The sequence below is a fragment of the Rhodococcus sp. 06-462-5 genome (assembly GCF_002258315.1).
Classification (GTDB): Bacteria; Actinomycetota; Actinomycetes; order Mycobacteriales; family Mycobacteriaceae; genus Rhodococcoides.
In genome coordinates, this window is the sequence record NZ_NOYD01000011.1 from 50,798 (window position 1) to 63,574 (window position 12,777).

Here is a 12,777-nt window from a genome sequence, read left to right on the forward strand (position 1 = left end):
GTCGCTGGCAATGGGAACACCTGTTCGATACAGTCGATCCATGTCGCTCGCGATGCAAGGCTCTCTGTTCGGTGACGCCGACGGTGGCGTCGGCTCGCTCGAGTCCGTCACCCGTCGCGAACTCACCCGCGGGGCGTGGGTGGACGTTCGCCCGGGCTGGTTGGCCGATACCCACCTGTTCGATTCACTGGTGGACGCCGTCGACTGGCGGGCCGAGCGCAGGCAGATGTACGACCGCGTGGTCGATGTGCCGCGCCTGGTTCGGTTCTACGCCGAGCGCGAGCGTTGGCCCGACGCAGCACTGTACGACGCACGCGATGCCCTCGACGATCACTACCGCACCGAACTCGGCGAATCCTTCGCCACCGCCGGACTGTGCTACTACCGCGACGGATCCGACAGCGTCGCCTGGCACGGCGACAACATCGGTCGCAGCGCCACCGAGGACACCATGGTCGCGATCGTATCGCTCGGTGCCACACGGCAACTCATGCTCAGACCGCGCGGCGGCGGAACGTCGCTGAAGTTCACGCTCGGTCACGGAGACCTGGTGGTGATGGGCGGCTCGTGCCAACGGACGTGGGAGCACGCGATTCCCAAGTCCACCCGCGCGATCGGCCCACGCATCAGCGTCCAGTTCCGACCGCGCGGCGTCCGTTAGCGCGAGGCCCGGCGCTTCTCCACCGCGGCCGCAAGTGTGTCCAATTGCGTTGCCGTGGTGTCCCAGTCGAGGCAGGCGTCGGTGATCGACTGCCCGTACACCAGCTCGTCCCGGTGGCCGAGTTCGAGATCCTGACGGCCCGCGACCAGGAAGCTCTCGAGCATCAGACCGACGATGCCGTGTTCGCCTGCCGCAACCCGCGCTGCCACGTCGGTGACCACATCGACCTGCTTGTTGTGGTCCTTGCGGCTGTTGCCGTGGCTGGCGTCGATGATCATTCGTTCCGGGAGGCCCGACTTGCGCAGTCGCGCAACGGTATCGGCGACCGATTCGGCGTCGTAGTTGGGGCCGTCGACGCCGCCGCGCAGAATGACGTGGCAGTCCGGGTTTCCGACGGTCCGGATCAGAGCCGCCTGGCCGTCGAGATCGGTGCCGGGGAAGACGTGGCTCGCGGCCGCAGCGCGGGTGCCGTCGACCGCGACCTGGATGTCGCCCTCGGTGGAGTTCTTGATCCCCACCGGCATCGACAACGCACTGCACAGCTGACGATGCACCTGACTGGCCGCAGTCCGCGCACCGATTGCGCCGTAGCTGACCAGGTCTGCGATGTACTGCGGGGTGATCGGGTCGAGGAACTCGCACCCGACCGGCAGACCGAGCGCGGAAATATCGAGCAGCAGTTGACGTCCCACGCGCAGACCGGCGTTGATGTCGAAGCTGCCGTCGAGGTGCGGATCGTTGATCAGACCCTTCCAGCCCAGCGTCGTTCGCGGCTTCTCGAAGTAGACCCGCATGACGATGTGCAGGCGATCGCCCAGTTCGGAAGCCTTGGCCGCGAGGCGTCGGGCGTAGTCGAGAGCCGCGGCGGTGTCGTGCACCGAGCACGGGCCCACGACGACGATCAGCCGATCGTCGCGGCCGTCCAGCACGTCGACCACGCCGGCGCGCCCGGTACGAACGGTGGCCGAGATCGCGTCGTCCACAGCATGTTCGCGGCGCAGCACCGACGGAGCAACCAGCGGACTGATGCTGATGGTCCGCTGATCGTCGAGAGGTGGGGTGTCGAGAGAGAGTGTCATGAGAGGGCGTTCCTGTTCCCAGGCCGACTCTTCATGCTCCACACGCACTTCGAGCCGGTCTGTATCCGGCTCGTGGGGTGGAAGGTCAGCGCATGGCGTCGCTGGCTGACCCACCCGGGGCCGGCCTGCTAAACCAGAAATACGTGCGCTGCATGAGAGCACCGTAGCAGATGCGCACATCACGGATCACCGCCAACCGGGGTTTAGGCTAGCGTTACCTGCCTACGTCCGATCTGTGAAAGAGAACGAAGTGAAACGTCTACTCCTGGCCACCACGATCGCCGCGGTCACCGCACTGACCACCGTTGCCTGCGGCGGCACCGCCGAGCAGACGGCCACCCCCTCCACCAGCACGGCGTCGGCCACCTCCTCCGACGACACCGCCACGGATGCGCCCGGCCCCACCGGCATCCCCGACGGCATGGGTTCGGGTGCCGCGGACGGCGTGTTCCCCCGCACGGTCGGCCACTTCGGCGGCTCCACCGAGATCCCTGCCGAACCGAAGAAGATCGTCGTGATCGCCACCGGTCAGCTCGACGCAGCCCTCACTCTGGGCGTCGTACCCACCGGAGTCGCCTACGGAGACGGTGCCGCACTGGTCCCGGACTACATCAGCTTCTCGTTCCCGCAGTACGCGGATCGCATGTCGCAGTTCGTCGACGTCGGCAACCGGCAGGAAGTCGACATCGAGGCGATCGCGGCCATCGAACCGGACCTCATCCTGGCGAACAAGGCGGGCTCCGAGGACATCTACTCGACGCTGTCGACCATCGCGCCGACCGTACTCACCGAGGGCACCGGAGTGAACTGGAAGCAGGACTTCCTCCTTCTCGCCGACGCATTGGGCCGCACCGAGCAAGCGCAGAGCTTCATCGACACCTTCACGTCCGACGCTGCAGCACTGGGTGATTCGGTTGCCGGCAGCGGCGCGCCGACGGTCTCGTTCGTCCGCTTCACCGCCGATCGGGCACGTGTGTTCGGTATCCCGTCGTTCGCGGGATACATCGCCTGGGACGCCGGACTGGCGCGCCCGGAAAGCCAGCAGTTCGACAAGACCTCGCAGGACTTCAGCGAGGAAGAAATTCAACTGGCGAACGCGGACTGGGTGTTCGTCTCCAGCCAGGACGCCGGAGCCGATTCGAGCGCCGCGTCGTACACCACCAACCCGCTGTGGACCGGAATGAGCGCGGCAACCGAGAACCACATCGTCCGAGTCGACGACGACCCGTGGTACCTCAACGCCGGTCCGACGGCGGCAACCATCGTGCTCGACGGCCTGAAGAACGCCCTGCAGAGCTGACCCCCACGTGAGTGGAACTTCGTAGCAGGCTACGAAGTTCCACTCACATCGGACAGGTAGGTTGCGCACAACTTAACCGTGCACTACTGTTCTTGGAGTGACCAACGAACTCGCACTCGACCGTCAGGTGTGCTTCGCGCTGTACTCCGCTTCGCGGGCTACCACCGCGGTGTATCGCCCGATGCTCGACGAGCTCGGCGTCACGTACCCGCAGTACCTCGTGTTGCTGGTGCTGTGGGAACAGGACGGGCGCGGCGTCAAGGACATCTGCGCCGAACTCGATCTCGACACCGGCACGCTGTCGCCGATGCTCAAGCGACTCGAAGGCCTCGGTTTCATCGAGCGCCGACGCCTGAGCACCGACGAACGCCGCGTCGAGATCCACCTCACCGAGACCGGAAGTGCCATGCGCGCAAAGGCACTCGACATTCCACGCAAGCTGGCCGAGAAGACCGGCATGAACGTCGACGATCTGGTCAAGCTCAAAGAGTCGCTCGACGCATTGACGAGCGCCTTGCATCACACCGATTCCGGCAAGACAGAAGGAGCATCATGAAGACGATCTACACCGCCGAAGCACTGGCCACCGGTGAAGGCCGAAACGGCCACGCCCGCACTTCCGACGGACGGCTCGACCTCGACCTCGCCATCCCGGAGGCCATGGGCGGCAGCGGCAACGGCACCAACCCCGAGCAGCTCTTCGCCGCCGGCTACGCCGCATGCTTCCACTCCGCACTGCAGATGGTGGCACGTCAGGACAAGGCCGACGTCACCGATTCGGCCGTCGGCGCTCGCGTCGACATCGGCCCCAACGACGCGGGCGGCTTCCAGCTCGCCGTCACCCTCGAGGTGACGCTGCCGAATCTGAGCCGCGAGAACGCCCAGGCTCTGGCCGACAAGGCCCACCAGGTGTGCCCGTACTCCAACGCCACGCGCGGCAACATCGACGTCACCGTCACAGTCACCGAAGACGAGTAGAGGAAATCCCTTGAAGGCACACGAAATTCACCTCGCGTCCCGCCCACAAGGCTGGCCGACGGAAGACAACTTTCGCGCGGAGGTCGTAGACCTTCCCGAACTCGCCGACGGGCAGATCCTCGTCCGCAACATCGTGATGTCGGTCGATCCGTACATGCGCGGCCGGATGAACGACGTGAAGTCGTACGTCCCGCCGTTCCAGATCGACGCACCACTCGACGGCGGTGCCGTCGGCGAGATCGTCGAATCCAAGGCCGAGGGTTTCGCTGTCGGCGACGCCGTCCTGCACGGTAAGGGCTGGCGAGATCTCGCCGTCGTTCCGGCGAAGGGCGCAAGCAAGGTCGACCTCTCGGCAGCGAAGGCGTCCGCATACCTCAGCGCGCTCGGAATGACCGGCACGACGGCGTACGCCGGACTGACCGAAGTCGCTTTGTTCAAGGAGGGCGACGTCGTCTTCGTCTCCGGCGCTGCAGGCGCAGTCGGATCGCTCGTCGGACAGATCGCCAAGGCGCTCGGTGCATCTCGGGTCATCGGCAGTGCCGGCTCCCCCGCCAAGGTGGCTCGCCTGCTCGAGCTCGGCTTCGACGCGGCGTTCGATTACCACGACGGCCCGGTTGCCGAGCAGTTGCGACAGGCAGCACCGGACGGCATCGACGTGTACTTCGACAACGTCGGCGGCGAGCACCTCGAGGCCGCAATCGGTTCGATGAACAAGTACGGCCGAATTGCCATGTGCGGAGCCATCGCTCAGTACAACTCGACCGAACCGACACCGGCACCGCGCAACCTTGCCCTCGCCATCGGCAAGGAACTGACGCTCAAGGGCTTCATCGTCGGCTCCTACGCGCACCTCACCGAGGAATTCCGCGCGAAGATGACCGAGTGGCTGGCCAGCGGCGCAATCGAGTTCGACGAGACGGTCGTCGACGGTCTCGACAACGCCCCCTCGGCGTTCATCGGCCTGATGAAGGGCGAGAACACCGGCAAGATGGTTGTCACCATCTAGGTCGACCCCGAACGGTGTCACCGCAGACCACACCCCGGCCGGAATTTCCGGCCGGGGTGTTTCCATGCCCCACCGATTACAGTCGGTGTATGCCCGCCGCTCCCCTCCCGTTGCGCGACGGCCTCGATCCCACTCGGGTGCGGATGCCCGACGTCGCGACCGGGGCGACGGTGCTCGAGTACCTGTGTGCCAGGTTCCCTCAGGACGCGGCCAGGCTGACCGAGAAGGTGGCGGGCGGCGAGATCGTCGACGCGGCAGGCGTACCCGTCGATTCGACGACCGTCGCGAGACCGCGAGCGGACATATACCTCTACCGCGACCCACCGGTGGAGCCGACGGTACCGTTCTCCCTCGACGTCCTTCATCGCGACGAGAACCTGCTCGTCGTCGACAAGCCGCACTTTCTGGCCACCACCCCGCGCGGTGCCTACGTCGCGCGCTCTGCGCTGGTCCTGCTGAGGCGCCGGTTCGACCTGCCCGAGCTGAGTCCGGCGCATCGCCTGGACCGGCTCACCGCCGGGGTTCTGGTGTTCACCGTCAGGGCGCAGGCTCGCCGGCCGTACCAGGAGTTGTTCGCTCAACGCGCGATCACCAAGCAGTACGACGCGATCGCGCCACTCGCCCGGGACCTCGAACTCCCGCTGACAGTACGCAGTCGAATCATCAAGGAGCGCGGCGTTCTCCAGGCCCGCGAGGTACCCGGCGAGCCCAACGCGGAAACACTCGTCGAGCTCGTCGACACGTTCGGAGCCCACGGCCTGTACCGATTGCATCCTCGAACCGGCAAGACGCATCAACTTCGAGTTCACCTGTGCTCGTTGGGAATTCCGATCGTCGGCGACAATTTCTATCCCTCGTTCCGAGATGTCGCCGACGACGACTACACCGACCCGCTCCGCTTGCTGGCGCGTTCGGTCGAATTCGTCGATCCGCTCAGCGGCCTGGTTCGACGGTTCGAGAGCGGTCGGAGTCTCGATCCACCTGCGTTGCAGCAGATTCGGCCGTGACCTCGGCCATCTCGGCGGTGCGGACCGTGATGCGATGTGAGATGACCGCGAGCGCGAACAGTCCGATCGCAACGTTCACCAGCGCGGCGAATCCCTCCTGAGCGAAGTCCACGAGGGCGTTGAGCAGAGTGAAGATCAACGCGGACACTCGGAGGGTACGCAGAGGCCAGAGCGGTCCTCGAGCACGTAACCACAGCATCGCCGGTAGCGCCGTGGCGAAGGTGAGGCAGGCACTGACGAACAGGATCCCGCTTGCGATCCCCATTCCGTCGATGTCGATCGTCAGGTCGCGCCGATCGATGTGCAGGTCGCCGATGACGAGCTCGACGATCCCGAACACCACCCCGGCCCCGGAGATCAGGACCAACCCCCAGCCGACGACGGGAATCCACCGGGCGCTGGTGAAGAAGGCGGGAATCAGCCGGGGAACAGCGTTCCGCAGCGAGTGGGTACGCGACGTCGACAGACGACAGCGACCGAGCAACAGTCTGATTCCGGCCACGGTGTCCGCGTCGGCACCCTCCGCCTCGGCCCGCGTGACCATCCGCAGCGCCCAGTCGCGTCGATGCTCGGGGAGGCCGTGCGCGACGCCATCGGCGGCGATCGCAGCCGCGTTGGCCAGCGATTCGTCGACCGAGGGCTTGCGGAACTCCCGGACGATCCTGCTGAACACCAACAGCAGGACCACCAGGACGTACATGATCTCCGACGAGGGTCCGTAGAAGTAGTCGTTGTCCTTGGTGACGAATTTGCCGACTTCGTCGAGGAAAAGCCCGAATCCGATTCCCCCGAGCAGCACGGTGAACACTCGGACGCCGAACCCGATGAACATCCATCCGATCAGCAGCGCCAACATCATCGCCGCGCCGCCGTACAGGGCATGAGCGATGTGGAGCGACTTACCACCCACCTGGGGGTAGTGGGTCAACTCCAGGTACGCCCTGGTGATCAGAATCGTCGCAATGGCGACGACCATGAACGCCTCGGATGCGGGACTTCCGTAGGCATCGCGGATCATGCCTCGGCGATGTGTGGCCCCCGAACGACCGGTCATCGATCGAGTATGTGCCGTCTGCCGTCGTTCACGGGCGGTTTTCGCACGTCACTGTTTCCGGGTTTGACAAATCTCGTTGCTGAACCTGCAATGGTGTCATGGAAGAATCGAACACCAGCCTGGACGAGGTCATCGCGGGCCTCGGTCCCCGCCTCAAGCGCATCAGGATGGAGAAGAACACCACCCTGGCATCGCTGTCCGACACCACCGGAATTTCGATCAGCACCCTGTCGCGACTCGAGTCCGGTGATCGCAAGCCCAGCCTCGAACTGCTGTGGCCCATCGCTCGGGCCCATCAGATGAAACTCGACGATCTGGTGACTGCGCCGCCCGTAGCGGACCCTCGGGTGCGCACCACGGCCACCGTTCGCGAACACGTGACGATCCTTCCCCTGACGCTGCGTCCGGGCGGCCTGCAGGCGTACAAACTTCTGGTCCGACCCGAGGACTCCGAGCCTCGCCCCAGAACGCACGAAGGGTACGAGTGGCTCTACGTCTTGGACGGCACCCTGCGCCTGATTCTCGGTGAGCACGATCTGACGATGAAGGCCGGTGAGGCGGCCGAATTCGACACTCGTGTGCCGCACTGGTTCGGTGCCGTCGGGAACCGGCCGGTGGAGCTGCTGAGCCTGTTCGGACCCCAGGGTGAGCGGATGCACGTGCGGGCGAAACCGACGGTATGAAATGTCATGTCCGTGTGAGACAGTGAAGCCCGCTCGACGCCAGGATCCACTTCGGTCATCCGCACCGACCACACCATCTCGAGGAAAAAGATGACCGACAGACTGCCCGAATCGCCTGCATCTCGCACTCACGTGGACATCGCGACCGGTGTGCTCATCGGGATCCACGGTGGATCCGTTGCCGACGCCATCGACGAGCTGTTCACGACCGCGAGAAATCACCGGGTCAGTCTGTTCGAGCTTTCTCGCACGCTCATCACCGTCGCGGAGGGCCGCGATATCGAGCGATCCTCGGCCACCGACGCGGTGTACGAGGTGTGGGGCTCGGCACTCGGCCGTCGAGGCGCGGAGACGACGTTCGGCTTGGTCACAGATACCGCGGCCGTCTGATCGAACCGGGACTCAGCCGCGAACGGATGGATCGCTGCGTAGCTCCGGAAAGCGCGCCGTCATCGCATCGATGTGTCGGTACATTTCGTAGAGCTCGGTGCGGAGCGTCGACGCCTCGGACTCGAACGCTCGGGCACGCGATTCGGCGCGGTCCGCGCGAGCTCGAAACGCCTTGGACTGTGCCTGTTCGATGGACGCCGAACACGTCTCGATGTGTTCGGCCAGTCCTCTCGCGAACACCCTCGCCTGCTCGAGGTTGACGGCATAGTTGTCGTCTCGCGGAGCCGGTGACGCCGCGCCGTTCGCTGTGCCCATGAAAACTCGTCACCCTCGATCGTCGGCCGGAAATTCTTTCGCGACTCTACGCTCGGTGCCGAACGCTTCGTCCGTGAACCGACGTCACCCGAAGACGAGTGCCAGGACCACCGATGCCGACGTGGCAGCAATGGCGATGACGATGGTCGCGGCGATGGCCCGCTGCCGCACCGTTCGGTAACTCGATCCTGTGCGGTCGTACTCCGAGTCGTCCTGATCGCCGTCCGAGGCGTAGAAGTCGTCCGAGTTCAGCCCGTCCTCGTCGAAGTAGACGACGTCTCTCGGCGGCACCCATTGCTGACCGTTGGCTTCGATCGTGGCTCCCAGCCGCTCCAGCCGAATCCGAGCGCGGGTGGGATACCAGTCGGAGGGCGCGTGGATGGGCAGGGCCCGCGCCATCATCAGAGGCGACCTGTACTGCTTCTCCAGTGCGGCGAACGCAGCGGACGCCGTTGGATCGTCGTCGGACTTGTCGGTGAGGAACCATGCCGCTCCGGCCGCCGCGCGATCGCCGAGCACCAGATACGTGTACGCGAGCAATTCGAGAATGCCGGGCGACGTGGGGTTCCGAACCAAGGCACCGACCAGCCGATCGCGAGCAGCGATGTTGTCTCCGCGCGCCAGATCCTCCTGCGCTCGATCGATCACGTCCACGCGTCGACAATAACTCGTGCATACGAAAAAGCCCCTGCCGGACAACCGGAAGGGGCTTTCATCGTGCTTGTCGATCCAACACCGTGGTGGCCAGGGCCGGGATCGAACCGGCGACCTTCCGCTTTTCAGGCGGACGCTCGTACCAACTGAGCTACCTGGCCGGGCGGCACCGGTGAAACAATGCCATCGCAATGTCGGTACCTTCGTACCGATGTTGCGACCCTGACGGGACTCGAACCCGCGACCTCCGCCGTGACAGGGCGGCGCGCTAACCAACTGCGCCACAGGGCCTTGCTGTTGTTGCCGCGCTATTTCTAGCGCACCAACTCTCCGAACTGCAAATCCGCATCACGCGGGAAGCGAGACGAAGAATGCTGTACTGCCGACCGGATTGTCAATCCGATCTCTTCCTACGTACCCCCTACGGGATTCGAACCCGCGCTACCGCCTTGAAAGGGCGGCGTCCTAGGCCGCTAGACGAAGGGGGCCCGCCGAACTGCTTCGACGTTACCCTCAACGGCGTTCCGTTGGGAGCTGGGATAGCTTAGGACACTTTCGCTGCAAATCTCAAACCGGCAGGTCAGAGGTGGTTTTCGCGCAGTTTTCGCCGTAGTGCTCCCACCCGTGCAGTTTGAACTCGGCGAGCCAACGCTCGGACGCCATGGCGAGCAGTACGACCTCGACGGATTCCTCGAACCGCTCGCGCAGATCTGCGTTGTCGGCGACCAGATCCGACATGTACCGCTGACCGGCCATCGACGCGGCAAGCACCCGCACGAACTTGGCTGCGTCGAACTCCGGCTTGAGGTCGCCCATCGCGAGAGCGCGCTCGGCTTGCTTGTGACCTTGAGCTCCCCAGACGCGACCGCCCCCGGAGTGCACCTCCGCGTAGAACTCCGGCTCGACGATCAACCGGAACTCGGCGCGCACGATCACGTCGTTCTGGAAGTTCTGCGCGATGTCGTCCACGATCCCGCGGATGACGTAGAACGGATGAGCGGTGGTGTCGGCCCACTTCTCCGTGATGGCGACGTACCGATCCAGTCCGGCCCCGAGAACGGCTCGGGCCAGATCTTCCTTCGACTGGAAATGGAAATACATCGCACCCTTGGTGGCATTGGAGCCCTCCAAGATGGTGTTGACGGATGCCGCTGCGTATCCACGCTTGGCGAATTCCGCCGCCGCCGCCTCCACAATGGCAGCCCGGGTCCGCCGTGCGCGCTCTTGTTGTGCCATGTATTCCGTGCCTCCGAGCCCCAAGCGCCCTGCGTATCCGCAGGTAGTACAGATAGAGAGTACTTCACCCGAACGACACGTGAGTCGACTCACCTACGGTTCGCTTCGACACACACACCCGTCGGAAAAATCGATTAGGCAACCGAAACAAGCCGGATGGTATGATCTGCGCGGCTCGAGTGCGCTGCAGGGGGTGCGCACTCGAGCCGCTTTCCGCTCGGTCCACAACCGTCGGCAGGGCGGTATTTCTTCGGGGCCGGCCGCGCCGGATCACACCCCGACCGACTCACCGTCGGCGGCATCCGAGTTCCCCGAATCGAATGGTCGACGCATCGACCGCGTCGCGTCGAGCACACCACCCACTTTCGGTTGAAATCCGAATTACATTTCACGATAAGGGATCTCGAGCCACAACTACTTCACCTTGCTCGTTAGCATTTCGAATCTATTGTTCGACAATCGAATACACCAGGACCGCTACGCAACATCGGTCAAATCCATTGCACGGTAATCGATATGAGAAGGACCGGTCGGTAACGTTTTCGACACGTTCCCGTACTTGCACCGAGCTCGCGCCCGCGCTGAATTACTGTGACATGCACCACATGGGGAGTTCTGCCGATCGGAAACGAGTGAATGCCATGAAGGTATCGATTCGCGTATTTCGTTCCATCCCAGCCCTGTTCGTGGTGTCCGTGCTCGCTCTGTCGACAACCGGCACGGCGGCTGCAGACCCACTGGGCAACTTCGTGGCCCCCGTCGCAGACCCGGCCCTCTATCTGCCCACCCCTTTGGGCGAGCCCTGGTTCGATCCGCCCGCAGACTACGAACAACAACCTCCTGGGTCGGTGCTCGCAACCAGAAAAGTGACCGTCGGACCGCTGTTCACGCCGGTCACTTCGACTCAGATCCTGTTTCGCACCAACGATTCCAAGGACCGTCCCGTCGCTGCGGCCACCACCGTGATCGTGCCGGTCGCACCGTGGACCGGCGCCGGGACCCGACCCGTCGTGGCATACAACATGGCCATCAACTCACTCGGCAACACCTGTGCGCCGTCCTGGCTGCTCCCTCGCGGGCTCGCCCGGGAGATACCGGCTGTGCAGGCCTTCCTGGTCAAGAACTACGCCGTCGTCGTCACCGATCACGAGGGGCCACGGCAGGCCTACGCCGCCGGACGCATGGCCGCGCACGCGGTGCTCGACGCCCTCCGAGCCATGGTTCGACTGCCCGAGCTCGGCCTGCCTGCGTCGTCTCCCATCGCCATGACGGGGTACTCGGGTGGGGCGATCGCCACAGGATGGGCGGCACAATTGGCCCCCACGTACGCGCCCGACGTCAATCTGGTGGGCGCGGCGTTCGGTGGTCCGCCCACCGATTACCGGATTCTGCTGACGTCGATGAACGGAACGGCCGCGTCGACGCTCTTCCTCTCCGCAGCGCTCGGGGTGGCCCGCGAGTACCCCGAACTGTTCTCGCTCATGAACGCCAACGGACTGCGTCTGGCCACGATCGCCAAGGACATGTGTGTCGGGCTGCTCGCTCCCGGTGGAGTGGTGGCCCCGATCCCGGCGCAGGCGCTCTCGGACATTCCGAATGTCGATCGCACCGAGATCGCCGAGAGCGTCATCGCCGCAACCCGTCTCGGCGGCGACCTCGCGCCCACCACCCCCACCATGATCTACCAGGGACAACAGGAGTTCTGGATTCCTCGACAAGGAGCCGAGACCCTCTACGACGAATGGTGCGCTCAGGGTGCGAACGTCAGACTGGAGGAGTATCTCGGTGAACACCTGATCGTCGCGCTCAGCGGCATTCCCGGCGCGTACGCCTGGATCGACGACCGGCTGGCCGGCATTCCGGTGCCGAGAGGATGCAGCAGCTTCGGACGCTGACCGGTCGACACCACTGCCGGGGGTACTGCCCGTCGGTGCTGCGCGGCCCATTACACTTTCGAGCCGCGCCCCTATAGCTCAGTTGGTAGAGCTACGGACTTTTAATCCGCAGGTCGTAGGTTCGAGTCCTACTGGGGGCACCACACACCGTCCGGGTAACAGTGATCACACCTGTCCGGAACGTACACTCGGGAGTAACGATCGGCCGAGACCGAGCGACGTGCAGGGGGAACTGCAGCGGTCGTGAACTCGCGAAGGCCGGCCGGAGGATCGGCGCTTCGGGGAGACTTCGCGCCGATCGACACCGAACATCACGACCGCCGGAACAGCAAGTGAACAGCCGCGACGAGGTTCACACCGAACCTACGGTGCCGTAAGCTGGACCGGTCGTACGCAATCTATGGAGGCGATCTAATGGCGAGGGATCTGACACAGCTCGAGCTTCTGCAAGAGCTGGTGCCCACTGCCGAGGACAATGTGAACCGTCACATCTCGATGGCGCGGGAGTGGCACCCTCAC

Annotated in this window: 14 protein-coding genes, 4 tRNA genes and 1 pseudogene; 11 read left to right on the top strand and 8 right to left on the bottom strand. The window is 64.5% G+C overall.

Annotated features, from left to right (window positions below; translation table 11 throughout):
• Positions 1-40: 40 nt before the first annotated feature.
• Positions 41-661 (top strand): alpha-ketoglutarate-dependent dioxygenase AlkB, encoded by a 621-nt coding sequence (locus tag CH251_RS05740; RefSeq protein ID WP_094612296.1) that lies wholly within the window; start codon positions 41-43, stop codon positions 659-661.
• Here CH251_RS05740 and CH251_RS05745 read toward each other — a convergent pair.
• A complete protein-coding gene (locus CH251_RS05745) occupies positions 658-1,740 on the bottom strand; it encodes a 3-deoxy-7-phosphoheptulonate synthase (protein ID WP_094612315.1) in 1,083 nt (360 codons plus the stop codon). The genes CH251_RS05740 and CH251_RS05745 overlap by 4 nt on opposite strands.
• Before the next feature lie 250 nt (positions 1,741-1,990).
• On the opposite strand from CH251_RS05745, the gene CH251_RS05750 reads away from it, so the two are divergent.
• From CH251_RS05750 to CH251_RS05770, 5 genes are all read left to right on the top strand, one after another.
• The gene (locus CH251_RS05750; RefSeq protein ID WP_094612316.1) at positions 1,991-3,040 is read left to right on the top strand and encodes an iron-siderophore ABC transporter substrate-binding protein; all 1,050 of its coding nucleotides are present in this window, start codon (positions 1,991-1,993) and stop codon (positions 3,038-3,040) included.
• Between the two features lie 97 nt (positions 3,041-3,137).
• Positions 3,138-3,596: a MarR family winged helix-turn-helix transcriptional regulator gene (locus CH251_RS05755; protein WP_094612297.1), complete on the top strand. Its 459-nt coding sequence runs from the start codon at positions 3,138-3,140 to the stop codon at positions 3,594-3,596.
• On the top strand, positions 3,593-4,018 hold the full coding sequence (locus CH251_RS05760; RefSeq protein WP_027495882.1) for an organic hydroperoxide resistance protein: 426 nt from the start codon (positions 3,593-3,595) through the stop codon (positions 4,016-4,018). Before CH251_RS05755 ends, CH251_RS05760 begins: the two co-directional genes overlap by 4 nt.
• Before the next feature lie 10 nt (positions 4,019-4,028).
• Complete coding sequence (locus CH251_RS05765) at positions 4,029-5,024, top strand: NADP-dependent oxidoreductase (protein ID WP_094612298.1); 996 nt, start codon at positions 4,029-4,031, stop codon at positions 5,022-5,024.
• A gap of 89 nt (positions 5,025-5,113) precedes the next feature.
• Positions 5,114-6,031: a pseudouridine synthase gene (locus CH251_RS05770; protein WP_094612299.1), complete on the top strand. Its 918-nt coding sequence runs from the start codon at positions 5,114-5,116 to the stop codon at positions 6,029-6,031.
• On the opposite strand, the gene CH251_RS05775 is transcribed toward CH251_RS05770, so the two are convergent.
• Positions 5,958-7,085: a hypothetical protein gene (locus CH251_RS05775; RefSeq protein WP_256978855.1), complete on the bottom strand. Its 1,128-nt coding sequence runs from the start codon at positions 7,083-7,085 to the stop codon at positions 5,958-5,960. The two genes, CH251_RS05770 and CH251_RS05775, sit on opposite strands and share 74 nt — an antisense overlap.
• Positions 7,086-7,183: 98 nt before the next feature.
• Between CH251_RS05775 and CH251_RS05780 the strand changes: the two genes are divergently transcribed.
• Positions 7,184-7,768 carry a helix-turn-helix domain-containing protein gene (locus CH251_RS05780; RefSeq protein ID WP_094612300.1) on the top strand — a complete coding sequence of 195 codons (585 nt, stop codon included), beginning with the start codon at positions 7,184-7,186 and terminating at the stop codon, positions 7,766-7,768.
• A 90-nt stretch (positions 7,769-7,858) separates the two neighbouring features.
• Positions 7,859-8,158 carry an ANTAR domain-containing protein gene (locus CH251_RS05785; protein ID WP_094612301.1) on the top strand — a complete coding sequence of 100 codons (300 nt, stop codon included), beginning with the start codon at positions 7,859-7,861 and terminating at the stop codon, positions 8,156-8,158.
• A 12-nt stretch (positions 8,159-8,170) separates the two neighbouring features.
• On the opposite strand, the gene CH251_RS27700 is transcribed toward CH251_RS05785, so the two are convergent.
• From CH251_RS27700 to CH251_RS05815, 6 genes are all read right to left on the bottom strand, one after another.
• Positions 8,171-8,473, bottom strand: coding sequence for a hypothetical protein (locus CH251_RS27700; RefSeq protein WP_094612302.1), 303 nt, complete (start codon positions 8,471-8,473; stop codon positions 8,171-8,173).
• 84 nt (positions 8,474-8,557) lie between these two features.
• Positions 8,558-9,127 carry a DUF6584 family protein gene (locus CH251_RS05795; RefSeq protein WP_094612303.1) on the bottom strand — a complete coding sequence of 190 codons (570 nt, stop codon included), beginning with the start codon at positions 9,125-9,127 and terminating at the stop codon, positions 8,558-8,560.
• An 84-nt stretch (positions 9,128-9,211) separates the two neighbouring features.
• A tRNA-Phe gene (locus CH251_RS05800) sits at positions 9,212-9,288 on the bottom strand.
• Positions 9,289-9,344: 56 nt separating this feature from the next.
• Positions 9,345-9,418: transfer RNA gene (locus tag CH251_RS05805), tRNA-Asp, on the bottom strand.
• A 124-nt stretch (positions 9,419-9,542) separates the two neighbouring features.
• Positions 9,543-9,615: transfer RNA gene (locus CH251_RS05810), tRNA-Glu, on the bottom strand.
• A gap of 79 nt (positions 9,616-9,694) precedes the next feature.
• Positions 9,695-10,363, bottom strand: a complete 669-nt coding sequence (locus CH251_RS05815; RefSeq protein ID WP_094612304.1) for a TetR/AcrR family transcriptional regulator — start codon at positions 10,361-10,363, stop codon at positions 9,695-9,697.
• A gap of 641 nt (positions 10,364-11,004) precedes the next feature.
• On the opposite strand from CH251_RS05815, the gene CH251_RS05820 reads away from it, so the two are divergent.
• The 3 genes and pseudogenes from CH251_RS05820 to CH251_RS27815 all read left to right on the top strand — a co-directional run.
• Positions 11,005-12,258 (top strand): lipase family protein, encoded by a 1,254-nt coding sequence (locus tag CH251_RS05820; protein ID WP_094612305.1) that lies wholly within the window; start codon positions 11,005-11,007, stop codon positions 12,256-12,258.
• 67 nt (positions 12,259-12,325) lie between these two features.
• Positions 12,326-12,401, top strand: a tRNA-Lys gene (locus CH251_RS05825).
• A gap of 271 nt (positions 12,402-12,672) precedes the next feature.
• Positions 12,673-12,777, top strand: a pseudogene (locus tag CH251_RS27815) (acyl-ACP desaturase); the annotation flags it as partial.

Bases quoted from the DNA above. Each gene is read 5' to 3' on its own strand.
- CH251_RS05740 (WP_094612296.1), top strand. From the start codon at position 41: ATGTCGCTCGCGATGCAAGGCTCTCTGTTCGGTGACGCCGACGGTGGC.
- CH251_RS05820 (WP_094612305.1), top strand. From the start codon at position 11,005: ATGAAGGTATCGATTCGCGTATTTCGTTCCATCCCAGCCCTGTTCGTG.
- CH251_RS05780 (WP_094612300.1), top strand. From the start codon at position 7,184: ATGGAAGAATCGAACACCAGCCTGGACGAGGTCATCGCGGGCCTCGGT.
- CH251_RS05760 (WP_027495882.1), top strand. From the start codon at position 3,593: ATGAAGACGATCTACACCGCCGAAGCACTGGCCACCGGTGAAGGCCGA.
- CH251_RS05770 (WP_094612299.1), top strand. From the start codon at position 5,114: ATGCCCGCCGCTCCCCTCCCGTTGCGCGACGGCCTCGATCCCACTCGG.
- CH251_RS05785 (WP_094612301.1), top strand. From the start codon at position 7,859: ATGACCGACAGACTGCCCGAATCGCCTGCATCTCGCACTCACGTGGAC.
- CH251_RS05745 (WP_094612315.1), bottom strand. From the start codon at position 1,740: ATGACACTCTCTCTCGACACCCCACCTCTCGACGATCAGCGGACCATC.
- CH251_RS05815 (WP_094612304.1), bottom strand. From the start codon at position 10,363: ATGGCACAACAAGAGCGCGCACGGCGGACCCGGGCTGCCATTGTGGAG.
- CH251_RS05775 (WP_256978855.1), bottom strand. From the start codon at position 7,085: ATGACCGGTCGTTCGGGGGCCACACATCGCCGAGGCATGATCCGCGAT.
- CH251_RS27700 (WP_094612302.1), bottom strand. From the start codon at position 8,473: ATGGGCACAGCGAACGGCGCGGCGTCACCGGCTCCGCGAGACGACAAC.